23 protein-coding genes and 1 tRNA gene are annotated in these 24,391 nt (G+C 58.1%); 7 read left to right on the top strand and 17 right to left on the bottom strand.

The features are described 5' to 3' along the window. Nucleotides 1–63: 63 nt before the first annotated feature. The 7 genes from FF098_RS06305 to FF098_RS06275 form a co-directional block, all read right to left on the bottom strand. Complete coding sequence (locus tag FF098_RS06305) at nucleotides 64–429, bottom strand: VOC family protein (protein WP_155138520.1); 366 nt, start codon at nucleotides 427–429, stop codon at nucleotides 64–66. Next, entirely contained in the window at nucleotides 426–806 is a 381-nt protein-coding gene (locus FF098_RS06300; RefSeq protein WP_155138518.1) for an MmcQ/YjbR family DNA-binding protein, read from the bottom strand. Before FF098_RS06300 ends, FF098_RS06305 begins: the two co-directional genes overlap by 4 nt. Before the next feature lie 7 nt (nucleotides 807–813). After that, nucleotides 814–1,203 carry a SnoaL-like domain-containing protein gene (locus FF098_RS06295; RefSeq protein WP_155138516.1) on the bottom strand — a complete coding sequence of 130 codons (390 nt, stop codon included), beginning with the start codon at nucleotides 1,201–1,203 and terminating at the stop codon, nucleotides 814–816. An 82-nt stretch (nucleotides 1,204–1,285) separates the two neighbouring features. After that, the gene (gene guaB, locus FF098_RS06290) at nucleotides 1,286–2,761 is read right to left on the bottom strand and encodes an IMP dehydrogenase (RefSeq protein WP_155139448.1); all 1,476 of its coding nucleotides are present in this window, start codon (nucleotides 2,759–2,761) and stop codon (nucleotides 1,286–1,288) included. Nucleotides 2,762–2,775: 14 nt separating this feature from the next. Further along, nucleotides 2,776–3,885 (bottom strand): GTP pyrophosphokinase, encoded by a 1,110-nt coding sequence (locus FF098_RS06285; protein WP_166426358.1) that lies wholly within the window; start codon nucleotides 3,883–3,885, stop codon nucleotides 2,776–2,778. Continuing rightward, entirely contained in the window at nucleotides 3,878–4,651 is a 774-nt protein-coding gene (locus FF098_RS06280) for an RlmE family RNA methyltransferase (protein WP_155139446.1), read from the bottom strand. Before FF098_RS06280 ends, FF098_RS06285 begins: the two co-directional genes overlap by 8 nt. A gap of 208 nt (nucleotides 4,652–4,859) precedes the next feature. Beyond that, nucleotides 4,860–6,125, bottom strand: coding sequence for a Ppx/GppA phosphatase family protein (locus FF098_RS06275; RefSeq protein WP_205967400.1), 1,266 nt, complete (start codon nucleotides 6,123–6,125; stop codon nucleotides 4,860–4,862). 230 nt (nucleotides 6,126–6,355) lie between these two features. Between FF098_RS06275 and FF098_RS06270 the strand changes: the two genes are divergently transcribed. After that, entirely contained in the window at nucleotides 6,356–6,823 is a 468-nt protein-coding gene (locus FF098_RS06270; protein WP_155138513.1) for an Lrp/AsnC family transcriptional regulator, read from the top strand. 16 nt (nucleotides 6,824–6,839) lie between these two features. Here FF098_RS06270 and FF098_RS06265 read toward each other — a convergent pair whose 3' ends face one another. Further along, a complete protein-coding gene (locus FF098_RS06265) occupies nucleotides 6,840–7,727 on the bottom strand; it encodes a polyprenyl synthetase family protein (protein ID WP_155138511.1) in 888 nt (295 codons plus the stop codon). A gap of 188 nt (nucleotides 7,728–7,915) precedes the next feature. On the opposite strand from FF098_RS06265, the gene FF098_RS06260 reads away from it, so the two are divergent. After that, nucleotides 7,916–9,802: an XrtA/PEP-CTERM system amidotransferase gene (locus tag FF098_RS06260; protein WP_155138508.1), complete on the top strand. Its 1,887-nt coding sequence runs from the start codon at nucleotides 7,916–7,918 to the stop codon at nucleotides 9,800–9,802. On the opposite strand, the gene FF098_RS06255 is transcribed toward FF098_RS06260, so the two are convergent. From FF098_RS06255 to FF098_RS06245, 3 genes are read right to left on the bottom strand one after another with little or no spacing between them, the layout of a single operon-like run. Further along, a complete protein-coding gene (locus tag FF098_RS06255) occupies nucleotides 9,786–10,898 on the bottom strand; it encodes a GNAT family N-acetyltransferase (protein WP_155138507.1) in 1,113 nt (370 codons plus the stop codon). The two genes, FF098_RS06260 and FF098_RS06255, sit on opposite strands and share 17 nt — an antisense overlap. Then, on the bottom strand, nucleotides 10,895–11,992 hold the full coding sequence (locus tag FF098_RS06250) for a glycosyltransferase family 4 protein (protein ID WP_155138506.1): 1,098 nt from the start codon (nucleotides 11,990–11,992) through the stop codon (nucleotides 10,895–10,897). The genes FF098_RS06255 and FF098_RS06250 overlap by 4 nt, the downstream gene beginning before the upstream one ends. After that, entirely contained in the window at nucleotides 11,993–14,089 is a 2,097-nt protein-coding gene (locus FF098_RS06245) for an NAD-dependent epimerase/dehydratase family protein (protein WP_155138505.1), read from the bottom strand. Nucleotides 14,090–14,236: 147 nt separating this feature from the next. Here FF098_RS06245 and FF098_RS06240 point away from each other — a divergent pair. The 4 genes from FF098_RS06240 to FF098_RS06225 all read left to right on the top strand — a co-directional run bounded on the left by FF098_RS06240 (nucleotide 14,237) and on the right by FF098_RS06225 (nucleotide 16,649). Beyond that, nucleotides 14,237–14,312: transfer RNA gene (locus FF098_RS06240), tRNA-Lys, on the top strand. A gap of 192 nt (nucleotides 14,313–14,504) precedes the next feature. Further along, nucleotides 14,505–15,764: a Tad domain-containing protein gene (locus FF098_RS06235; protein WP_166426356.1), complete on the top strand. Its 1,260-nt coding sequence runs from the start codon at nucleotides 14,505–14,507 to the stop codon at nucleotides 15,762–15,764. Nucleotides 15,765–15,771: 7 nt separating this feature from the next. Then, complete coding sequence (locus FF098_RS06230; protein WP_155138503.1) at nucleotides 15,772–16,239, top strand: hypothetical protein; 468 nt, start codon at nucleotides 15,772–15,774, stop codon at nucleotides 16,237–16,239. Then, nucleotides 16,239–16,649, top strand: coding sequence for a TadE/TadG family type IV pilus assembly protein (locus tag FF098_RS06225; RefSeq protein WP_155138502.1), 411 nt, complete (start codon nucleotides 16,239–16,241; stop codon nucleotides 16,647–16,649). Before FF098_RS06230 ends, FF098_RS06225 begins: the two co-directional genes overlap by 1 nt. On the opposite strand, the gene tgt is transcribed toward FF098_RS06225, so the two are convergent. The 6 genes from tgt to gyrA all read right to left on the bottom strand — a co-directional run bounded on the left by tgt (nucleotide 16,646) and on the right by gyrA (nucleotide 23,627). Beyond that, nucleotides 16,646–17,767: a tRNA guanosine(34) transglycosylase Tgt gene (gene tgt / locus FF098_RS06220; RefSeq protein WP_155138500.1), complete on the bottom strand. Its 1,122-nt coding sequence runs from the start codon at nucleotides 17,765–17,767 to the stop codon at nucleotides 16,646–16,648. The genes FF098_RS06225 and tgt overlap by 4 nt on opposite strands. A gap of 3 nt (nucleotides 17,768–17,770) precedes the next feature. Further along, on the bottom strand, nucleotides 17,771–18,838 hold the full coding sequence (gene queA / locus FF098_RS06215) for a tRNA preQ1(34) S-adenosylmethionine ribosyltransferase-isomerase QueA (RefSeq protein ID WP_155138497.1): 1,068 nt from the start codon (nucleotides 18,836–18,838) through the stop codon (nucleotides 17,771–17,773). 71 nt (nucleotides 18,839–18,909) lie between these two features. After that, nucleotides 18,910–19,359, bottom strand: coding sequence for a peptidylprolyl isomerase (locus tag FF098_RS06210; protein WP_155138496.1), 450 nt, complete (start codon nucleotides 19,357–19,359; stop codon nucleotides 18,910–18,912). After that, a complete protein-coding gene (locus FF098_RS06205) occupies nucleotides 19,356–20,255 on the bottom strand; it encodes a peptidylprolyl isomerase (RefSeq protein WP_155138493.1) in 900 nt (299 codons plus the stop codon). The genes FF098_RS06210 and FF098_RS06205 overlap by 4 nt, the downstream gene beginning before the upstream one ends. An 88-nt stretch (nucleotides 20,256–20,343) precedes the next feature. Next, nucleotides 20,344–20,838, bottom strand: a complete 495-nt coding sequence (gene coaD, locus FF098_RS06200) for a pantetheine-phosphate adenylyltransferase (RefSeq protein ID WP_166426422.1) — start codon at nucleotides 20,836–20,838, stop codon at nucleotides 20,344–20,346. Nucleotides 20,839–20,843: 5 nt separating this feature from the next. Next, the gene (gyrA, locus tag FF098_RS06195) at nucleotides 20,844–23,627 is read right to left on the bottom strand and encodes a DNA gyrase subunit A (RefSeq protein WP_229714523.1); all 2,784 of its coding nucleotides are present in this window, start codon (nucleotides 23,625–23,627) and stop codon (nucleotides 20,844–20,846) included. Between the two features lie 146 nt (nucleotides 23,628–23,773). Between gyrA and FF098_RS06190 the strand changes: the two genes are divergently transcribed. After that, a complete protein-coding gene (locus FF098_RS06190; protein WP_155138491.1) occupies nucleotides 23,774–24,379 on the top strand; it encodes a superoxide dismutase family protein in 606 nt (201 codons plus the stop codon). The last annotated feature ends 12 nt before the right edge of the window (nucleotides 24,380–24,391 follow it).

The following is a 24,391-nucleotide window of genomic DNA, read 5'->3' as shown; positions in this document are numbered from 1 at the left end:
TTTGCTCCTGCCCTCTATATTCATCATATCTATGAACAGTTCGCCGGTCCAGCAAGAGGCGCGTTACTCTGTAACGCGCGATAGAACGGCGATCTGAAGGCCTGTCGGTGCCTTGCAGAAGTAAATACGCTCGCCATGCGCATCCATCGGGCCCTGTATTTCAGCGCCTTTCTCTTTCGCCTTTGATGCATAGGCATCGGCGTCATCCACGACGATGTGCAGCATGATGCCTGCGGGCATACCCTCGCCCTCGGCCCACATCTCTATCCAGCTGTGCTCACCCGCCGGGAACACGGCACCGGCGAAACCGTCCGTATCCATGCCGAAATCTGTCTTGGCAAAGCCGAACCCGTTTTCGAACATGTCAGCGAGTTCTTTCACCTCACCGGAGGGTGCAACGGTGCAGAACCTGATACCCAGTATTGTCATGTGTCTCTCTCCTCTGCCCGGAGCAAACCGAGCTCTCTCTGTTTCTTTTTCGTCAGGCCATCTGCAACCAGACGATGCGACTGCTGCAAATAATCCTTCAATGCCTCATCATTCAGGCCCGGCGGCGCATAGTGCTGTATCCATGTCATGCCACGGGACGCGAGATAAGGCGCCGGGCGGCAGCCCGGCTGGTCCTGCAGGATTTCGAAGGCAAGGGCCGTGACCTTGAAGGACACGGCGAGATGCTCCTCCTTGCTCCACCCGGCAACGGCAAACACCTTGCCGCCGACCTTGTAGACATCCGACCCGCCCCACTGGACGACATGGCTAGTCGCCGGCAGGGACAGGCAGAAGTCTTTCAGCTCGGCCGGGGTCATCTCCGGCCTACATCATTGCCGGATTAAAGAAAAATTCCTCGCGGATGATCTTGCCGTCGGCATCAATCGTATACAGAGCGAATTCCGTTGCCTTGAAATGCTGGCCCGAAGCCTTATGCGTCGCATCGATCTCGAAAATGATCCCGAAGCGGTCGTCACCGTGAAAATACGGCCCGGTCAAACCGGATGAGTGTGTTTCGAAGTTTTCGTTCCACTCGTAATGTTTCTTGTGGAGCGCTTCGAGACCATGGACTTCAGCACTTTCCTTGCCCGGCGGCGTCATCGGTTCAACCGAAACGACATCCGGGTGATAAAGGGTCTTGAGGGCTTGGTCTTCGGTGGTGTTGCGGCAATGCTCAACAAGCGCATTCCCAGTCGAAACGAGAATATCGTTCATTGTCTCTCTCCTGTTAATCCGCCCGGCAACAGACTATGCCGCCGGGCATTAAAGGGAAAGAGAAATCTCCAAAGAGCAGTATCTAGCTTGGAGTCGGGTAGTTCGGCGCCTCGCGCGTGATCGACACATCATGCACATGGCTTTCACGCAGCCCGGCATTAGTGATCTTCACGAATTTCGCGCGTTCCTGCATATCAGCAATGGTCGACGCCCCGACATAACCCATGGAGGCGCGGACGCCGCCCACCAGCTGATGCAGGATCGGCGCGATCGGCCCCTTGTAAGGCACGCGGCCCTCGATCCCTTCCGGCACAAGCTTCATCTGCTCTTTCACGTCCGCCTGGAAATAGCGGTCGGCAGAGCCGCGCGACATCGCCGTGATCGAGCCCATGCCGCGATAGGATTTGTAGGACCGCCCCTGATAGAGGAAGACTTCGCCCGGTGCTTCATCCGTACCCGCCAGAAGCGAGCCGATCATCACGCAGTCGGCCCCGGCGGCGAGCGCCTTTGCCATGTCACCGGAATATTTCACGCCGCCATCGGCAATGACTGGCACACCGTCTTCCCGCCCGGCGCGCGCGCAATCCATGATCGCGGTCAGCTGCGGCACACCGACGCCGGCAACGACGCGCGTCGTACAGATTGAGCCCGGTCCGATGCCGACCTTGATCGCATCGGCCCCGGCTCCGGCCAGCGCCTTGGTCGCTTCGTAAGTCGCGACGTTGCCAGCGATGACCTGCGTATAGTTGGACAATTTCTTGATCCGCGCGACCTGCTCGACCACCTTGGCAGAATGACCATGGGCCGTGTCGATGACGATGACATCGCAGCCGGCATCGAGCAGCGCCTCGGCCCGCTCGAACCCCTGGTCGCCGACGGTGGACGCAGCAGCGACGCGCAGGCGGCCTTCGGTATCCTTGCAAGCCAGCGGATATTGCACCGACTTGTCGATATCCTTCACCGTGATCAAGCCGATACAGCGATAATTGTCATCGACGACGATCACGCGCTCGATGCGGTGCTTGTGGCACAGCGCCTTGACCTCCTCGATCGAGACGCCCGGCGTAACCGTGACGAGATCCTCATGGGTCATCAGTTCCTTGACCGGCATGCCCATATCCGTCGCAAAGCGCATGTCGCGGTTGGTCAGCACACCGACGAGCTTGCCGATACCCTGCGCGTCCGGATTTTCGACGACCGGAAAGCCCGATACCTTGCGCATTTCCATGATGGCGCGGGCATGGCCCAGCGTGTCGTTCGGCGTCAGCGTCAGCGGGTTGACCACCATGCCGCTTTCATAGCGTTTGACCTTGCGCACATGCTCGGCCTGTTCCTCGACAGTCAGGTTTCGGTGCAACACACCGAGGCCGCCATTCTGGGCCATGGCGATCGCCATTTCCGCCTCCGTGACCGTATCCATTGCCGACGCGATGATCGGAATGTTCAGCGTGATGTCCTTGGTCAGCTTTGCCTTCACATCGACCTGGGAGGGCATCACCTCCGACGGGCCCGGCTCCAGCAACACATCATCGAATGTCAGTGCTTCACGTATCTGCATGGCTTCTTCTTTCATCAGTCACTCTTAGCTTTTGTAGATTTGGAAGCTTTCTTAACACGTGGGTCAACGTCATAAATTGAGATACCATGTTCGTTAAAAAGCCCCTTGATGCGAGCGGCATCGCACATTTCGAAAAGGAACTCAGCTTGGGTTCGATCAATTGACGACCAGGCCTTTTTCCAGCTTTCACTGAAATATCTGTCGCAATCTTTGACCAACATCAAAGTTCGAACAAATGCCACATCAGATGAGTACGGAAAGTCGTGGCCCTTTTTTTCAACTTGCTCCATTACATCACTTATCAAAGCTTCTAGCTCACCAACGTCTTCCACGCCGAACCGATTCAATTCCGTAATTATTTTCTGATCATCCGAAGTGCTACTCAATTCAAACCCATACGTCATTTTTGCCTCACGCAAAGCGCGGCTAAACGTAATCGAATCTATATTCTGTACACTGAAGTCTTGTGTTTTTGCGTTATTAATCTCTTCTTCATATTGAGAAATTTGGACGGCAATCTCTTCAAGACCGTTATCTGCCACCTCTAGTAACCCAGAATACAAATTCAGTTTTCTTTCGATTTCCGATGGAAGTTCCGCAGAAAATTTATATGATGTGTCATGAGCCAACTCCGCCCAAGCATGTTGTAAAACGGTGCGCACCTGAATCTCAAACTTTAACTGATCCAATCCAGAGTATTCAGGCAATCCACCTCGAGATGAACCAAGTCTGCAGACTAAATGAAACGACCGATACCCTATCTTATCCTTTCCCAGATCCCTTCCTCGATCTGACGTTTCATCTTCAACTACTTCAAATGCGTTTCGCAAAAGCTTAATTGCCTCATTAACCTGACGATTAAAGAACACAATTACTCGAATTCCGACAACGTCACTCACCCCGGCAAATCCATTGGGATACTCCTTCCGGGAAATCTTTTCCAATATTGCATCTTTAGTTTTTAATCTAGAGTGCACACTCAAATAATTGATTGAGTTTGTTTGCAAAAGCGTTTCCACCATTGAGTGGACCCCCGCCTTTAATCGTCCAAAAGAAACAAAGGACGAATCTATTTGCTCTTTAACACTTTTAGCTTCAGCACAAGATTGATTTTGCTTAGTCATCTGACTTCCCTCCCCGATACCCCATCGCGACGACATACATCTCAGCCGAGTCCTGGCGGCTGGCTTTTGGCTTGGCATGGACTACCTTGGCAAACGACGCCTTCAGCCGCTCCAGCAGGTCACCGGCGGCGCCCCCTTGAAAGGTCTTGGCGACATAATGCCCGCCGGGGGCCAGCACATCCTCGGCAAAATCGAGTGCCGCTTCTGCGAGCGCCACGATGCGCAGGTGATCCGTTGACTGATGACCTGTCGTCGGCGCGGCCATGTCTGACAGAACGATATCCGCCTCACCGCCCAGCAGTTGCTTCAGCTGGTCCGGGGCGGTTTCGTCGAGAAAGTCCAGCTCCAGCACCTCCGCGCCATCGACCGGCGGCATGCCCAGATAGTCTATGCCGACGACCTTGCCGGTGGGCTGTTCCCTGTCGCTGCCGACAGCCTTTGCCGCAACCTGGCACCAGCCGCCTGGCGCGGCACCGAGGTCGACGACCCGCATGCCCTTTTTCAGCAGATGATATTTCTCGTCCAGCTCGAGCAGCTTGTAGGCGGCGCGGGAGCGATAGCCCTCCGCCTTGGCACGCATCACATAAGGATCGTTCAACTGTCGCTGCAGCCACAGCGTGGAAGACAGTTTGCGACCGCGCGCGGTCTTGACCTTCTTGGCCAGCTCACGCTGCGAGCTTTGCTCTGCACTGGATTTGGGTTTCTTCTTCAGGGCGCGTTTCTCAGGCTCATGGCCGAGCGCGGTTTTTGACAGGTCCTGCTTCATGCCGGCGCCGGATTTGCGGCGCGTATCCTCGCCAGCCGCATCCTTGCCTTGGCTCTTGCCCGAGCCGGACTTGTTGCGCGTCTCTTTGTTGCGCGAATGGGCCGACGGGCCATTTTGCCTGCCGGGTCCCTTATTGTCAGAATAGCGTCCCATATCGTCGTATAGCGAAGGAGTCGGGGCGCGTGAAGGGGTGATTTTCAGTCAGTGCCTATGAGCTTTTGGAAGTCTGAACACTGCTGCCTTTGCGGCCAGCCTTGCCGCGGCTGCGGCGCCGCCGCTTGCGGCGGCGGTCCCCGGCAATAAGCTCAGCGAGAATGCCCTCGCGCAGGCCTCGGTCAGCCACGCGTATACGCGTTGCCGGCCATGCCTTCAGGATGCCTTCCAGGATTGCACATCCCGGCACGACGAGGTCCGCCCGCTCCTGCCCGATACAAGGCTCTTTCTGCCGGGCCTCGAACCCCATGGACCGCAGCTTTTCAGAGATCGACAGCGCCCTTTCGCTGGCAAGCCAGATGCCATCGACCTCCTTGCGCATATATTTCTTCAGGCCCAGATGCACTCCGGCAAGGCTTGTTACCGTGCCCGAGGTGCCAAGCAGGTGGCCGCGTCCCTCCTCGAACAGGGGTTTGAGGTGATCGGCCCCGGTGAAGCGGGAGACCTCCAGCGCGATCGTATCCACGATCTTCTCGTATTCTTCCCGCGTGAGGTGCGCGCCGCCGAAACGCTCCGATGCCGTGACGACGCCGATGGGAATCGACGTCCATGCCTCCAGCCTGAAGACGGCATTGGTGATGTCATCGCCGCTCTTCTTGACCACCCAGGAAATCTCGGTCGATCCGCCACCGATATCGAACACCAGCGCCGCATCGGCCCTGGGGTCGGTCAGGTCCATGCAGCCGCGCACGGCAAGTGCTGCTTCCTGTTCTGTGGTGATCAGCTCGAAGTCGAGGCCGGTCTCTTCCTTGATGCGCTTGAGGAAAGCCTCGCCATTTCCGGCGCCACGGCAGGCCTGTGTCGCGATGCACCTGACGGCAGTGACACGCCTGTTCTCGATCTTGTCGCGACAGATCTTCAGAGCCTCGATGGTCCGCTCCATCGCAGCGTCGGAGAGCATGCCCGTCTGGCTGACGCCCTCGCCCAGCCGCACGATACGCGAGAAGGCATCGACGACCCGAAACCCTTCCTTTTGCGGTACGGCGACCAGCAGACGGCAATTATTGGTACCAAGATCAATTGCGGCATAGCGCTTGGAAAATGGCGGCGACGGCAGCCAGTCCTTTTCGATCCGTTTTTCAGGCTTGATCTCACCCGGCTTCAGGGCTGGCGCAGACTGGCCCTTTTCTGTCCGCAATTTTTTCAGGTGATGCGCTTTTGGCCGACGGCGGCGTCGCTTTTTCGGCGCTGCAGCGCCGTCCCCGCCATCAAGATTCTGTTGTCCGACCCCATTGCCCTGGGGCGTCTTGTCATCGGTCACTGTGCGTCCTCGCTCGACCAGTCGGACTTGTTTTCGTCCGCTTATCTCTTGTTAAAGACTAACCGGTCAGAAGACGTCATAGCAAGCACTATACTCCAACGTGTAATTCGAATCGGTCATCAATTGCGTATTATCCAAACAGATAATCGCTCTTTTCGTCTGTAAAATTGGATAAATGTGTTGATTTTTAGCAGATACTACCATAATGGTGTCGAAAACAGAGGAAACTCATGAAGCTCGACCAGATTGACCGCAAAATTCTTCATTATCTTCAGGAAAATGCCCGGATCACCAATGCCGATCTGGCCGAAAAAGTCGGTCTGTCCCCCACCCCCTGCCTGAGGCGCCTGCGCCGTCTGGAAACAGAAGGAATCATCAAGGGGTACCGCACCGAGATCAACCGCGAAGCGCTCGGCGTCGGTGTCACCGTCGTCATCCTGATCAAGCTAGAAAAGGAAGACGAGACATCTCTCCGCTCCTTCGAGGCAGAGATCAGCCAGCGTCCGGAAGTGATGGAATGTTATCTCGTGACCGGCAAGTTCGACTATTTCCTGCGCGTCATCATACCGACACTGACGGCCTATGAGACCTTCCTGTCGGAAACACTCTTGCGCATGTCGAATGTTGCCTCTGTGGAATCGAGCTTCACGCTGCGCGAAGTGACAAAGAAGGCTGTTGTGCCGCTGCCTAAAAGCTAGCGGTTGCGTTCGTTCATCAATGACTGCGAGACAGGATGAAGCGGGCAATCGCCTGTAGCGAACTGCTGTCTGACTTGAAGACAGAAAGAGACTCGATCGCCTCCTCGATGAGGGTTTCGGCCTTGGCGCGTGCCGGCTTCTCGCCGAGCAGATCGACGAAAGTCAGCTTGCCATGGTCTTGGCCAACCGGCTTGCCAGCCTGTTCCTCAGATGACGTAAGGTCGAGAAGGTCATCGGTAATCTGGAAGGCCAGCCCCAGGCGGGAGGCATAGTCTCGCAGCGCCGTCATCTGGTCTTCATCCGCGCCGCCGAGATATCCGCCAAGCTCGCACGACACCCTGATCATCGCGCCGGTCTTCAGGCTTTGTAAGAGCGCGATATCGAGCGAGCCTCCCTCGCCCTTGTCTGCGAGAATATCCATCATCTGCCCGCCGACCATACCCTTCTGCCCAGCAGCATGGGCCAGCGCCATGATCATCTTCGTGCGGATGACGGCATCAGGGTGGGTGGCTTCATCAGCCAGCACCTCAAATGCATCGGTCAGCAAGGCATCACCGGCAAGGATTGCCGTCGCCTCATCGAACTGCCTGTGAGATGATGGCCGGCCCCGGCGCAGATCGCTGTCATCCATCGCCGGCAGGTCGTCGTGAATGAGACTGTAGCAGTGGATGAACTCGACCGCCGCGCCAGCCCGCAGGGACCGCTCACGCGGCACGCCGAACAGGTCTGCGCTGTATACCGTCAGGCAAGGGCGCAATCGCTTGCCGCCGGCAAGGGCGCTGTACCGCATGGCGCGGGCGACACGGCGCAGGCCTTTTGGCTGATCCAGCCCCTCACCGGGCAGCAGGGCGCCAAGGGTTTTCTCGATCTCATCCAGTACCGATTTTTCAAATGCCGCCGTCATGCCACCTCACCTTTCATCAGGTTTTCTAGAGGAGGCCGCGCAGCTTGTCATCTCTCCGAAAGTCGCTGCATGTTCAGTGACGGTTCACATTTCCCTGATAAAAAGCAACGACTTGCAAGGAAACCCTGTCCCATGGCGCCAACCGCTCACAATCAAATTCGCCACCTCCCGATCCGGGAGTGCTGCTGATGTGCGGTGTTGCGGGGATAATGGACCTTCGCGGTGAACGCGATATCGATCGCGATTCCCTGAAGCGCATGACCGATGCGCTGACTCATCGCGGGCCGGACGGCGAAGGGTTTTATCACGCGCCCGGCATCGGCCTCGGCCACCGGAGGCTTGCCATCATCGATATCGCCGGTGGCGTACAGCCTTTCCATGCCGCCAGCGGCCAGGGCGTTCTCAGCTTCAATGGCGAGATCTACAATTACGCCGACCTGGCGCGGCACCTTGCTGGCGAAGGCGCGGTGCTGAAAACCCGTAGTGACACTGAAGCGCTCGCAGAACTCCTTGATCGGAAGGGCAGCGATGCGCTCGACCATCTCAACGGCATGTTCGCATTCGCGTATTGGCGCCAGTCCGACAGCCGCTTGATACTGGCCCGCGACAGGCTGGGCGAGCGCCCGCTTTATTATGCCGCAAGCGAGGACGGCTTCCTGCTGTTCGCTTCGGAGCTTGGGGCCCTGCTCGCTTCCGGCATGCTGGAAAAACGCATCAGGCAGGATGCGCTGGCAGACTATTTCCTGCATGGTTATGTGCCGGACCCGAAATCGATCTATGAAGGCATTCACAAACTCGCGCCTGGACACTTCATCAGTCTGCGCCGGGGTGAAGAGCCCGTGCAAAATCAATGGTGGGATGTCCGCTTCCAGCCTGATGACAGCCTTTCCCTGCACGATGCCATCGAAAGCCTCTCGGAACTGCTCGATCAGGCGGTGAAGGCACAGATGATGTCTGACGTGCCCCTCGGCGCATTCCTGTCCGGCGGCGTCGATTCCAGCGCCATCGTCGCATCCATGGCCATGCAATCCAGCGAAGCCGTGCGCAGCTGTTCCATCGGCTTTGAGGAAGCCTCCCATGACGAGCGCGCCTTCGCCCGGCTGGTGGCCGAGCGCTATCATACGCAGCATACCGAGCATGTCGTGCCACTTGCGGCCCACGACCTGATTGACACGATCGCCGCTACCTATGGCGAGCCCTTCGCCGATACGTCCGCCCTGCCGACCTATCTCGTCTGCCAGCTTGCCCGGCAGCAGGTCACCGTTGCCCTGTCCGGCGATGGCGGTGATGAGGTCTTCGCTGGCTACAGGCGTTATCCCTTCTTTCTCGCAGAAGAGAACCTGAAAGGCGTCATGCCGTCCGCGTTCCGCAAACCGTTCTTTGGCACTTTTGCCGCGCTCTATCCCAAGCTCGACTGGGCGCCCCAGGCCTTCCGCTTGAAGACGACCCTGACTGCCCTCGCAGAAAGCCGTGCGGCCGGATACACCCGCGCGCTCTCCGCCGTGCTGCCAGAAAGGTTTTCTGCTATGCTGGATCGCGATGCCGTCAAGCAGCTCGATGGCTACGATCCCGGCACCCAGATTGCAGAGCACTTCAACACGGCGGATACGGATGATCCCATCCTCGCTGCCCAGTACTGCGACCTGAAGACATGGCTGCCAGGCCGCATGCTGGTCAAGGTTGACCGCGCTGCCATGGCACACTCGCTGGAGGTCCGCCCGCCCATGCTGGACCATCGCCTTGTCGAATGGGCCGCAAGGCTGCCACGCCAGTTCAAGCTGGATGGCACCGAAGGCAAGCACATCCTGAAAAAGGCAAGTGAACCGCGCCTGCCGGAAAAAATCCTCTATCGCCGCAAGCAGGGCTTCGGCCTGCCGGTCGCCGAATGGCTGCGAGCGGACGCGAACAATCCACTCGACCGGCTCGACGCATCGAAAGCCTGGGCCGAACAGGGCTTTCTGGATTCAGGCGAAGTGCGCCGAATGATCTCGGCCCACAAGAAAGGGCGCTCGGATTACTCGCAGGAATTATGGAGCGTCCTGATGTTCGACGCGTTTCTCAGGACTGGCGCTTAAGGCTTTCGCGCACTGACCGGGCAAGACTGACAGCGCTCTGTCGCCAACCGGGCCGCACCGCCTCGACAAGACTCATCCGCTCTCCCATTTCACCCAGTGACTGCTTGTAGCGCACATCGCCAACGAGCATGTCGTAGATTTCGTACCCCTGATCAAGATAATGCTGTGCAACCATGACATGTGTCAGCAGGCCGGGTTTCAGCCGGTTATCTTCTTCATACTGAAAACCGCTCTGATAGTTCATCACACGGCCCTCATGCAGGAAGTTATAGAGAACACCAAGCGTCTGGTCGCCAGCACGCAGCTCAGTCAGCGCTACGCTGTCAGGATAGTTCTGCCGCAAAGCCGCGTGAAACTCTGTCAGCTGCTGGTTGGCAAAAACACCCGCTCCGCCACGCGCTTCCCACGTGGCCGCATGCAGCGCCTCCAGCCGCATCCAGCTGGCTGACCACTCTTCCGGTGTACCGGGAACATGGATCGCAAGGGCACCACGTTCCTCATAGAGCCTTGCGCTGCGCTCTACCTGCTTACGGCTGTTGCTGCTCAGTGACGACAGGACTGTCTTGCCGTCTTCTCGCAGGCCGGCCAGCGGGCAAATCCAGCTATGCTCTTCGCGAATAACGCGTATCGTAAAGTCGCGCGACAGGGCCGCCTCGCTCATCGCGCTGACGCACCCGACGGTCCCGTTCCTGATAACGAAACTGTCTATGCCGGGGAAGTGATCGAACACGGCCCGCCAGGCCAATGAAGAAAGGTCGGGTTGGGCCAGTGCCGCTTGCAGGAAATCGTTATATTCAACGTAGACGGAATCGATCGCTTCGTTCGCCGCCTCGCCAAGCCGCGCTTCCCTCAGGGATAGCAACGGCACCCTGCCTGACTTGCTGAGGCCGACGATACCCAGCAGAAGAACCATACCCCCCTGCGTTGCCCGAACGACATGCAGCTCGGCCTTGTCCTTCGCTTGCCTGATCCATGTATCGATCCATTCAGGAGACTGGAAAAACGATCTCTTTCCGGCACGCTGATACAGATCCCGCCATGCAGACACAAAGCCATTGGCATCATCGAGTGGCGTTATCGAAAGCTCGACACTCATGCCACCTCCGACCCTGAAAACAGATTTCCATAGGCATCGATCATCTGTTGCAGCTGATAGTCGCGCAGCACTTTTGCCCTGTTTGCAACACCAATTCGCTGGCGTAGCGTCGCATCTTCGAAGCACTGGCGCATTGCCGAGGCAAGCCCGTCCATGTCACCGCTCGGGACGACCAGCGGGTTATTGTCATAGGACAGCATGGTAGCGATGTCTCCAACATCCGTGGCGATGACAGGCAGGCCGCTCGCCATCGCCTCCAGCAGGCTCAACGGCATCTGTTCCGTATTCGAACTTATGGCAAAAACATCAAAGCTCCGGTAAAGCTCTGCCGGGTCAGCGATATGACCGGGGAAATCGACACTCGCTGCAATACCAAGCTTGTCCGCGATATCCGTCAACTGGCTCAACGTCGAGCCGTCACCGGCAATAATCAGCCGCGCCCGGCCAGCGAGGCCACTATCGGCGAACGCCTTGATCAGCAATGCAAAATTCTTTTCGGGCCGCAGGGCACCGACAGTGCCGATAGTGAATGTCGCATCTGGCTTGGCCCCAACGGGATAAAAAAGCGCAGTATCGATTCCGTTCGGTACAAACGTCACGTTCCGCAACCCCCAGACATCGGCAGCGATTTTCTCTAGAGTGCGCGATGGAACGATCACGCGCGAGTTCTTCAAAAACAGCCGCCGCATGGCCACGCGACGGGGAAGCTGCACATGCTGGCTCTCATCCGGGCCAAAGCCATCCTCGAAATGGATATGCGGAACAATCTGACCTTTGAGCGACAGGCGATTGGCAATCACCGCTTCGATGCTGCCCCAGTTATATGTACACAGAAGGTCTGGTTTCTTCTCTTTCAGCAGCCGCCTCAACCGCAACAGGTTCTGGATATCCAGTGACCTGCCCTTGGCCATGGAAAGTGTCACGAGCTCATGATCAGCATCATCCAGCAGCTCTGCCGCTGCATGATTGTCGTCCATCGCAGCGATCAGATGCCGGTACCCGTCATGCGCCCTGGAAACAGTCGCGAACCGGCGCTGCGGCCCACCAACCGCGAAGGTAGAAAAGACATGCAATATCGTGCGGGGCGCGGCCATCTATCGGACATGCACCATGATGGCGCGATCTATGAAAGCCTGCCGGTCAGAGACAGGCTGCCATCCAAGCAGCTTCTTCTCCGCCGACGTATCGAAAGACGCTACAAGCCCGCGCGATTTGAGGTCACGGACTGACGGGAACCCGACCTTCCGACCCGCCGCTTTCTTGACGAGCCATTTCGCCACTTCACCGGCCTGTTGCTGCCAGATTGATTGCCGCCGGTAGACGAGTGGCCGGCCGGTTTTCTCGGCCAGAAGCGCCGTATAAGCACGCGCTGTCAGTCGCACATCGCCGACCAGGTTGAAGGCCCGTCCGGTCAGTTCATCAGCCGGCAAGTCGAGGATCGCCTTCATCAGGGCCGAAGAAACATCTTCGGCAAGTACAAACGGCAGAGGGTTCTGGCCGCTGTTCCAGCCGAGACAGACGCGCTCTCGGTTATAAAAACCGACGCCACTGTGGAAGGGCGACGTGCCCTCTCCCACCACAACCCCCGGCCGCCAGAGGCTGAGTGGCAGCCCGTCATCTCGGCACTTTCGCAGCAATAGCCTTTCCGCTTCCGCCTTGGCCCGGGCATAGTCGGCGCGTCCCTTGTCAGGGTCTGGTAGCGTCTTGTCCGTAATCGTCTCGTCCGGATCGCCGCAATAAAGCGCCGCGATGGAACTGACATGAAGGAATTTCTCGGCTCCTGTGGCAATCACGGCATCGGCCACCCTCTCGGCACCACCAACCATCGCCCTGCGGATCGCCTCCCAGTCATCGCCGCCGCCGCCATGGGCAAGATTGACGACGACCGGTACGCCGGCGATCGCTTCTTCAAGGAACTCCCTGTCAGCGATCGAGCCTTGAACCAGTTCGACATTCTCATGGGTAAATACTCGCGCCGGGTTGCCCGTGTTGCGCGCTACGACCCGCACCTTCTTGCCGGCACCCACCAGGTCACGCGTCAGGTAACTGCCGATAAAGCCGGTGCCGCCAAGCACGACGACATCGGCACGGAAGCCTGTATGCTCGACAGGCTTGGGGCGCACTACTGGCTCGCCGCTGGCGGCGGCTATTTCGTTGCACAGGCCGACCAGCCTCGCCCCTCGTGCTCCGTCCATGTCATGACGACCACCATCAAGTGCTGAATAGAAATCCCGCACACTGTTGCGGATACTGAGGAAAAACGGGTCACTGCGACCGACCAGCCTCGTCTGCGCCGCCAGATAGGCAGCCGCATTGCCCGTGTCCTGTGCCATCCGCGAAAGGCTGGAAGCGTAGCCGCCCCGCATGGTCTCAAGGAAGTCGATATAACCGCCGGGCACGGTCCCACTCGCCTTACTGGACAGGTAATCGGCGCTGATCCGGCCATCATCGCCGAGAATATCCAGGGACCAGTCCGCATAGGAAGCGCCCAGCGAAACGAGGAGCTGGACGGTGGCGCCGTTCCGGCCGCTCAGCAGAACCTGCCATTCGGTCACCAGTTCAATCCCGTCGGCGAAGGCTTTGCGCTCCCCGGGGATCACCGAGACAGGCTTCAAAGGCCCGGCGACGTCATCGAGCAGGCTCAGCGGATGCACCACCTGTTCCAGAAGCAGGTTCCGGGACGAGTCGAACATCCAGTGCCCGAACTGGCGTGCGGCCAGCTGGCGCAGGGGCATTACATACCGGCAGCTGACATGGCGCAGCGGACCGATCCGGTTGCCATCGAGCGCCTTGCGAACCCTCAGATGCGCCGGATGAAAAATGTAGTTCTGGCTGACGCGTAGCGGCAAGCCGCGAGACTGCGCCAGACCTATTAGCATCTCACATTCCGACACTTTTTCAGCCATCGGCTTTTCAAGAAAAACGCCGATGCCGGCATCCAGAAGTGTCTTGGTGATACCGAAATGCGTGGCTGGCGGCGTCAATACGTGAGCGACGCTGAACCCGCCCTCTTGCAACGCTTCGGCGAGCGATCCGAAAGAGCTTTGAGCCTTGAATTTGCGTGCAAAAGAGCTCGCGCGGCTTTCCACCGGGTCAACGACGGCAACAAGGTCTGCCCCCTTTACCTGGGCCAGTGCCTCGGCATGCACGGCGGCGATATTCCCCGTCCCGATAAAGGCGGTCTTGGTCATGGTTCTCTCATCCTGAGCTTGCCTGCCGACAATGCCCCGGAAATGTTAATATCACCCTGTTTTCACGCGCTTTTTCCCGTTGCGTTTTTTCGCGCTAATTAGTGTTGACCCGGGCCGCAGTTATTACTATCTAACCGCTTCTTGTGTGGGCCCGTAGCTCAGTTGGTAGAGCAACTGACTTTTAATCAGTGGGTCACAGGTTCGAATCCTGTCGGGCTCACCATCTTTTCCCGAATACGTATCTTGATTAAGCGGCCAAAGTCCGCTGGCTTACGTACAGGAATCTGCAACCGATAACGTGCTGTAATCTGGTTGTTATTTACGCTTCTTAACCACAGTCCCTTACTCTTTATTATCGGTTCATAGCTACAAATACACAGTCAAAATTTTGTTTGTGTAAACCATGCGGCTTGTTATGACACCGTTTTCCATTGATGACAGGGGCTCGATCATGCCCCTGGCGGCACTGATTGTGGGCGTGCTTTGCATCGCCCTGGCATTCTCAATGGATGCTGGCGTATGGCGCCAGCAAGCGGCCCGTCTTCAGGAAGATGTCGATATGGCCGCTTACGCCGTGAGCATCGCCAAGGAGGACAACATGTCCACCAGCGATATCACCAAGATGCTTGAGGCTCATGCAGACCGGCTGCCAACGGAGTCTGGCACGACAAGTTTTACCCTTACCGATCTTGGCGACAACCGGTACCGCATTACCGGCAGCCGGGCCACGAGCAAGCATTTCTCGCGCATTCTGGGCATGAACTCACCAACGCTTTCCAGCAGTGCGGAGATCGCCAAGGGGGGCACCCCTGCCCCTTGCGTGCTTGCGACGAACACCAGCCCTTCCAATGGTCGTGGCATAGAGATGAACAACAATGCCCGAATGACCATCAGCGGTTGCTCGGTCCAGTCCAATGCCACAGGTTCCAGCTCGGTCCACCTGACCCAAGCCTTCATTACGGTGACTGACGGCAGCGGGCCGGGCAAGCTGTGCCATGGTGGCGGGGTTTACCAGGCCAATGGCAATGCTGTCAGTGCAACCAAGGAGTTGTGCGCGACGGTAACGGATCCCCTTGCTGCATCCCTGCCCACCCCGACACCAACCGGAACCACCTATGGCAATCCGGGTACCGACTATTCCTGGTATGGTTCGAAGACATTCCAGCCCGGTATCTATTCAAGCGGCTTTGTCGCAAACAATGGCCGTACTCACTACCTCGAGGCAGGCACATATTACATCACAGGCGGTAATTTCGAGGCGCAGAGCGGAGCCAAGATTATCGCCAACGGCCCGATCACCATCATCGTGATGAATGGCGGCACGATCAGGATCACCGACTACTCTGCCTCTGCCAATTCTTTCCAGGCACCACAAACTGGACCCTATGCGGGTATCCTCATGTGGCGCGTGAACAATGGCAGCTGCCCGAACCCGATCACCTTCGCAGGCGGCGCCGGGTTCACCTATGACGGCGTGTTGTATTTTCCGGGTTGCCTGCTTGACGTCAGCAACAACGCCCATATCTCGACACGCAGCGAATTCACCTATGTGCTGGCCGACAGGATCATGATGGTCGGCGGATCGAGAATGACAATCGACGTGGACAATCCCTACGGACTGGCTGCCAACCTCGGTGGTGGGGGAAGTGGCGGAAGTTTTGCCCTGGTAAAATAAGATGACTATGCGGAACGTTTTAGAGAAATTTGGCAGCCGGACTGACGGTTCGATCGCGGTTGAAGCCGCGCTCGTCATTGCGCTCGTACTTGCCCCCATGTTGCTGTACGGGGTTGAGCTTTATTCGTACAAGTCCGAAACAGCGGCAATGAACAGAGACAGCTATTCCATGGCTATCGCCCTGGCAGCGACGCCAGACGATACGCGCACAAATGACGATATTATCAGCGTGTACCGTCAAAGGTTTCCGGCCCCGGACAATACGATCACCGTTGATTCCTATTGCACCTGCTCGGATGCATTGCAGTCCTATACGCGCAACAATGCCCAGAACAGCTGTGAGAGCGCATGCCCCTCCTCGACCAAGATCGTGTGGAAAAAGGTCACGATCAATCGCAATTATGACGCTGTAGTGAACTCGTCGCTGATGGGTAACAAGCAGCTCAAGGCGTCACACCTTTTCCGGAATTCCTGATGCGCTTTATAAAAGACATTCGCGGTGTGTCGGCTGTGGAATTCGCGATGGTCGCTCCAGTGCTGATCTTCTTCATGATGGCGATTATCGACCTTGGGCGCTTCGCCATGCTGGCAGACTCCATGGAAACAGCTGTGCTTCAAGGTGCGCGCACGGCAATGGTCGCAAGCAATGACAGCGATTCACCGGCAACAACGCAGTCCATTTCAACCGTGGTCAAGGATATCGCCCGTGTGGCAGATGAAGATGCTCTTACAGTCAATGTCAGCTGGCAGAATAATTCCAACACTGTCGGCTCGGTTGTCACGGTTTCTGCGAGCTATGACTTCGATTACATGACGCCTGAATTCTTTATGTCGCTAGCCCCCCAGACGGTGACTAAATCGCAGTCACTGACCATCGTGAACTAGCCGTCCGCACCCTGCGCTTCCTCAAATTCTTTCACAAACCGGTCGAACCGCCCCTCGGCGATGGCGCTGCGCATGTCCGCCATCAGCTGCTGATAGTAATGCAGATTATGCCATGTCAGCAGCATGGGCCCGAGATATTCCCCCGCCTTGAACAGATGGTTGAGATAGGCCTTTGAGTATTGCGACGATGCCGGACACGAACTGTCAGCATCAAGCGGCGTCTCGTCATCGATAAAACGGGCATTCTTGATATTGATCGGGCCGTTCTTCGTCCATGCCTGCCCATGACGGCCTGACCGTGTGGGCGCGACGCAATCGAACATGTCGATGCCCCGGGCGACGGCTCCGACGAGGTCGGACGGCTTGCCGACACCCATCAGGTAACGCGGCTTGGCCGTGTCCATGTGCGGACAGGTAAAGTCCAGAACACGGAACATCTCTTCCTGCCCCTCGCCAACCGCGAGCCCGCCGACGGAATAGCCGTGAAAACCGATTTTCAGCAATTCATCGAGGGATCGGCGGCGCTGATCCTCGAAAACACTGCCCTGCACGATCCCGAACAGCGCATTTCCGGGCGAGGCTTTCTCCTCGAACGCCTGCTTGGATCGCACCGCCCAGCGCAACGACAACTCCATCGACTCCCGCGATCCTTCCTCGGAAATCGGGAAAGGCGGACACTCATCGAACTGCATCTGGATGTCGGAGCCGAGCAGGCACTGGATCTCGATGGAGCGTTCCGGCGTCAGTTCATGGCGCGAGCCATCGATATGGGACTGGAAGGTGACGCCATTCTCGGTCAGCTTGCGCAGCTTCGACAGCGACATGACCTGAAAGCCGCCGGAGTCCGTCAGGATAGGCCTGTCCCAGTTCATGAAATTGTGCAGACCGCCCAGCTGACGCACCCGTTCCGCCGTCGGACGCAGCATGAGATGGTAGGTATTGCCAAGCACGATATCAGCACCTGTTTCGCGCACATGCTGCGGGTGCATCGCCTTGACTGTGCCGGCCGTGCCGACGGGCATGAAGGCTGGCGTGCGGATCTCACCGCGCGGTGTACTGATCACACCGGTGCGTGCTGCCCCGTCGGTCGCCTTGAGATCAAATCTGAAATCACTCATCTGTCAGTCTTTCGCACGCTCGAGGAAGCAGGCATCGCCATATGAATAGAAGCGATAGCCGGTCTCGATCGCATGTACATAGGCCTTTTTCATCCGCTCTGTCCCGGCTAGGGCGCAGACCAGCATGAACAGGGTCGAGCGCGGCAGGTGGAAATTCGTGATCAGCGCATCGACCGCTCTGAACTCATAGCCGGGCGTGATGAAAATATCCGTCTCGGCACAGAACGGTTCGATGCGACCGGATTGCGCCGCGCTTTCCAGCAGACGCAGGGAAGTCGTGCCGACGGCGATGATACGCCCGCCGCGGTCGCGCGTTTCGTTCAGGTGGGTGGCCACGGAGTCGCTGATCTCGCCCCATTCGGCATGCATCTTGTGTTCGTCAGTATTCTCGACCGACACCGGCAGGAAGGTGCCGGCACCGACATGCAGTGTCACCTCGACATGGCCGATGCCTTTCTCTTCCAGCCGTTCGAACAGGGCCGGCGTAAAATGCAGACCAGCGGTCGGTGCAGCAACCGAGCCCTGCTCGCGCGCGAACATGGTCTGGTAATCCTGGGCGTCCGCCTCATCAACGGCACGCTTGCGCCCGATATAGGGCGGCAATGGCATCGCCCCTGCCTGCTCCAGAGCCGGGATGAACTTTTCAGGTGGGCAGTCGAAACACAGCTCAACCTCGGCTGCATCGCGGCTGGCGATGGTGGCGGAAAGCACATCGGAAAACTGTATGATGTCCCCTTCCCGCACCCTTTTTGCCGGGCGGGCGAACGCCATCCAGCGAACAGTGCCGTCACCCGTTTCGGCCAGCGGCTTGTGCAGGTTGAAGTCTATCTCGACGTCACCGCCGCCGCCTTCTTCCCTCGCCGGACGGATACCCCGCAGCGATGCAGGCAGAACCTTGGTGTTGTTCAGGACAAGAACATCCCCTTCGTTCAGGATTTCCGGCAAATCCCTGAAGATCAGGTCGCTTAGGCCCTCGCCGACCTGCAGCAATTTCGATGAATCGCGCGGCCGCGCCGGGCGCAATGCAATGCGGTCCTCAGGCAGGTCGAAATCGAAATCATCTACGCGCATAACGCCTCAAAAAGAAAAGTGCCATGCGTAAGTCAATACGCATGGCACCGAAATCAGAAAGTCACACGAGGCTATGCAGCCTTGCGGAAGGACACGATCCTGGTCGGGTTCTTTGGCGGCTCACCCTTGCTGATGGCGTGAACGTTTTCCATGCCCTCGACGACCTTACCCCAGACCGTGTACTGACGGTCAAGGAAGGATGCGTCATCTAGACAGATGAAGAACTGGCTCGACGCGGAATTCGGGTCCTGCGCACGGGCCATGGAACAGACGCCTTCCTGGTGCGAGACATCGTTGAACTCGGCCGGCAGATGCGTGCCGGAACCGCCAGTGCCGGTACCTTTCGGGCACCCGCCCTGCGCCATGAAGCCATCGATCACGCGGTGGAACTTCAGGCCGTCATAGAAGCCGTCTTCAGCCAGCTTGGTGATCTGCTCGACATGTTTCGGCGCCTTGTCAGGGAAGGTCTCGATGACAACTTTGCCGGTTTCCAGTTCAAGGATCAGTTTGTTATCGCTCAAAGCTCTATTTCTCCATTTACTTTTACGGGCACGGTGATGCCGCAGACATTATCGATAAAATCGTTTTCGGACAGATAGCCGGAGGCGCGCAGATATTCCTCGAACACCTCATTATCGGTGCGCAGGACCTGGATTTCGACCTGGTCTTCAGCGGGTACATCGCTGCCAACGCGCATACGGTTGATCGGGGTCGGGCGCTCTGGCGGCTCGCCACGGTTGATCCGGCGGGCATTCTCGAAACCATCGACGACACGCCCCCAGACGGTATAGCGCTGGTCGAGCGCACGGCGGGAATCGTTGAACATCAGGAAGAACTGGCTGTTCGCGCTGTTCGGGTCGCCGGCGCGTGCCATGGACATGACACCCTTGCAGTGCATCCCCCACAGGCCGAGATTGCCGCCAGTGAAGAAATCTTTCAGGCTTGCAGGCTGCGCCCCGACCGGGATCGGCCCGATAAAGCCGATTTCCGACGTACGGCGGTCGCGGCCCAGAACGGTAAGGTCCACGACGGAATCGAGGCTGCGCACGAACTCAGCAGTCAGGTTCGGATAGTCGGACCCGCCAGTACCAGTGCCTGTCGGATCGCCACCCTGGGCCATGAAACCCTCGATGACACGGTGAAAGATCGTGCCGTCATAGAATCCCTGACGGGCAAGAGTCTTGATACGCTCAACATGGCCCGGCGCAAAATCAGCGCGCGTCTCGATGATGATCTGGCCGCTTGGCAGATCCATATAAAGAAGATCGTCCTGATCGACGGTACGCCAGGCCTCGGCCGGTGCTTCCTCGACAAGGGTAAGTGGATTTACGCGGTCTTGGGCCTGCCCTGAGGCAAGAAAACCAAAGCCCATGATAGTTGCGGCGCCTGCCAGCACCATTTTTTTCAACGAACGCATGAACGCTTCACTCCGTTATTCTGCCCAGCTTTAACCCTGATTAGACCAGAAAAGCCGGTCTGGCAAAGTCTGCAGGGGGCAAGAGACGTTATTTACCAAACTTTTCGACAAGCTTTCTAGCGACAGATTGCGGCACGAATTTGCTGATGTCGCCGTCAAGGCGGGCAATTTCCTTGACGAGACGCGAGGCGATTGCCTGATGGTGCGGATCTGCCATGAGGAAAACGGTCTCGATCTCGTCATTGAGGAAGGTATTCATGCCGACCATCTGGAATTCGTATTCGAAATCCGATACGGCTCGCAGGCCGCGAATGATGATGTCAGCTTTCAACCGCTCGGCGAATTTCATCAGCAGGTCGTCGAACGCCTCGACGGTAATCCTGACCCCTGACGCCTTGCTGATCGGCGCCATTTCGTCGGTCACCATGGCCACCCTCTCCTCGACGGAGAAGAGAGGCTTTTTCTGCTCGTTCATGGCAACGCCGATCACCAGGTGGTCGACCAGCTTCACCGCCCGGCTGATGATGTCCACATGACCATTTGTCAGCGGGTCGAACGTGCCGGGATAGAGGCCAGTGCGAATGCTCATCAGCCTTCGTCGCCTCCCTGCCCCTCTACAATGTCGTCGTCCTCATCACCTTCTTCGGAAATCTCGGGCACATGCTCGACGGAGACAACCTTTTCGTCCTGACGGGTCTTGAAGATCGTCACGCCCTGCGTGTTGCGCCCGGCGATGCGGATATCTCCAACCGGCGTGCGGATCAGCTGGCCGCCATTGGTCACCAGCATGATCTCGTCGGCATCATCGACCGGGAAGGACGCTGCAACACGGCCATTGCGGTCATTGGTGACGATGGCAATGAGCCCTTTGCCGCCGCGACCGGAGGTGCGGTATTCATACGACGAAGACCGTTTGCCATAGCCATTGCGCGTGACGGTCAGGATGAACTGCTCTGCCGCGCCAAGCGCAGCAATGCGTTCTGCCGACAGGCTGGTTTCCGGCAGGTCAGCATCCTCATCCGGCGCCCCTTCCTCTGTCTCCTCTCCAACCGCACGGCGCATGGCCGCAGCATGCTTGAGATAGGCCCGTGCCTCTTCCGGCGACGCATCGGAGCCGCGCAGGATCGCCATGGAGATGACCTGGTCCGGCCCGAACCGCTCTCCATCTTCGAGCCGGATGCCGCGAACACCGGTCGAGTTACGGGACGAGAACACACGGACGGCATCGACCGGAAAGCGGATGCAGTTCCCGTTCGCGGTCGTCAGCAGCACGTTATCGTCCTCGCGACAGACCTGAACGCCGACGATCGAGTCGCCTTCGTCCAGCTTCATCGCAATCTTGCCGTTGCGGTTGATCTGGGTGAAGTCGGACAGCTTGTTCCGGCGCACATTGCCAGATTGCGTTGCGAACATGATGTCCATCTGCGCCCAGTCGTCCTCGTCCTCCGGCAGGGGCAGGATATTGGTGATCCGCTCATCCTGCGTCAGCGGCAGCAGGTTGACGAAGGCCTTGCCACGCGAGGTCGGCGCGCCTTCCGGCAAGCGCCAGAGCTTCAGCTTGTAGACGATGCCTGTCGAGGAGAAGAACAAAAGCGGCGTATGCGTATTGCCGACGAAAAGCTGAGCGACGAAATCCTCGTCCTTCATCTTGATGCCGGCGCGCCCCTTGCCGCCACGGCGCTGTGCGCGATAGGTCGACAGCGGTGTGCGCTTCACATAGCCCTGATGGGTAACGGTGACGACCATGTCCTCACGGGCGATGAGGTCCTCGTCCTCCATCTCGAACTCGGCCTCGAGGATCTCGGTCCGGCGCGGCACGGCGAACTGGTCTTTCACTTCAGCCAGTTCTTCCTTGATGATCGTCAGCACACGGTCGCGCTTGCGCAGGATGTCGAGATAATCCTTGATCTTCTCGGCAAGGCCTTTCAACTCGTCGCCGATCTCGTCACGACCGAGAGCGGTCAGGCGTTGCAGGCGCAGGTCGAGGATGGCCTTTGCCTGAACCTCAGACATTTTCAGCGTGCCGTCTTCCTGGATCGAGTGGCGCGGATCGGCGACAAGGGCGACCATCGGCGCGATGTCCTTGGCCGGCCAGTTACGCGCCATCAGCTCTTCCTTGGCCGTGTTCGGGTCCGGTGAACGGCGGATAAGCGCGACGATCTCGTCGATATTGGCAACGGCTATTGCAAGACCCGCAAGAATATGGGCGCGGTCACGAGCCTTGTTCAGTTCGAACTTGGTGCGCCGTGTGATGACCTCCTCGCGGAAATCGATGAACGCCTTCAGCACGCTGCGCAGATTCATCGACTCCGGCTTGCCGCCATTCAGCGCCAGCATGTTGTAGGCAAAGCTCGTCTGCAGCTGAGACTGCTTGTAGAGATTGTTCAGCACGACATCAGGCACGGCGTCGCGCTTCAACTCGATGACGACGCGAATACCCTTGCGGTCCGATTCATCGCGCAGGTCGGCGATGCCCTCGATCCTTTTTTCGCGGACCATCAGGGCGATCTTCTCGATCATCATCGCCTTGTTCACCTGATAGGGGATCTCATGCACGATGATCGCCATGCGGTCCTTGCGCACTTCCTCGATCGTCGCCTTGGAGCGCATGATGACGGAACCACGGCCCGTCATTAGCGCGGTGCGTGACGCCGCCTGGCCCATAATGTAGGCACCGGTCGGAAAATCAGGCCCCGGAACAAGTTCAAGCAGCTCGCTGTCCGCCAGGTCCGGGTTCTCGATCAGCGCGGTTGTTGCATCGATGATCTCGCCCAGATTGTGCGGCGGGATATTCGTCGCCATGCCGACGGCGATACCGCCTGCACCATTGACCAGCAGGTTCGGAAAGCGCGCCGGCAGCACGACCGGTTCTTTTTCCTTGCCGTCATAGTTTTCCTGGAAGTTGACCGTCTCGCGCTCGACATCCTCTAGAATGTATTGCGCAGGCTTGGCCATGCGCACTTCGGTATAACGCATTGCAGCCGGCGAATCGCCGTCGATGGAGCCGAAATTGCCCTGCCCGTCGAGCAGGGTCAGCCCCATGGAGAAAGGCTGCGCCATACGCACCAGCGCGTCATACACAGCCTGGTCGCCGTGTGGGTGATACTTACCGATCACGTCACCGACGACGCGGGCGGATTTCGAGTAAGGCTTGTTCCAGACCTGCCCGTTATTGTGCATCGACCAGAGGATGCGCCGGTGAACGGGCTTCAACCCGTCCCGTGCATCGGGGATCGCGCGCGAGACGATCACGCTCATCGCATAGTCGAGATAGGACCGGCGCATTTCATCTTCGATGGAAATGTGGCCGATGCCGTCGCGGGGCGGTTTGTCCCCTTTCAACGGGTTGTTTTCGTCGATTTCGTCTGTCACGGATTACCTTGTGAGAATCACGAGTTCATTGGGCATTCTGCTTAGCACTATCCCCCCCACAGCCGCAAGCTTGCGGGGCGTGGAACCCGTGGCCAATCAGTGTATTATCAATTCAAATCGGGAATTTAAGAAGGAGACCCAACCCCATGATTCTTCGCAACAAATCGTTTCGCATTCTCAGCATGGCCGCCGCCATGGCAATGTTGGCGGCCTGCGGTGGACAGGAAAGTTCAGGCTCTGTGCCAAGTGAACCGCTCCTGGGCGACCTGGGCGGCGATTACAGCACTGATTTCGTCAATGCCGAGGGCGATACGGTCGGCACGGTAGCCATTGTCGACGGGCCGAATGGCGCGCTGTTCAAGGTCGACCTCGAAGGCCTGTCGAAAGGTTGGCACGGCATCCACCTGCACCAGGTCGGCGACTGCTCCGATGGCGCCGATGGCTTCAAGGCGTCCGGCAGCCACATCAATCCTGATGGGAACGAGCACGGCCTTCTGAACGCAAACGGTTACGAACGTGCCGACATGCCGAATATCTATGCCGGAAACGATGGCCGCGCCACGGCATCCTTCTTCAACTCCTATGTACGCGTCACACCGGGCGAGGAAGCCGCCGCCGTGGTCGGGGCCGGTGCGATCCTGATGGATGCTGACGGTTTTGCCATGGTCGTTCATGAAAGCCCGGACGACCATATGACGCAGCCGATCGGCGGAGCCGGTGCCCGCGTCGCCTGCGCAGCCTTTTCGCGATAGGCGGAGAGCTTT

The sequence above is a fragment of the Aquisalinus luteolus genome (assembly GCF_009712425.2).
Classification (GTDB): domain Bacteria; phylum Pseudomonadota; class Alphaproteobacteria; order Caulobacterales; family Parvularculaceae; genus Aquisalinus; species Aquisalinus luteolus.
The sequence above is the reverse complement of the archived record's forward strand: the minus strand, read 5'-3'. Positions and strand labels throughout refer to the sequence as shown.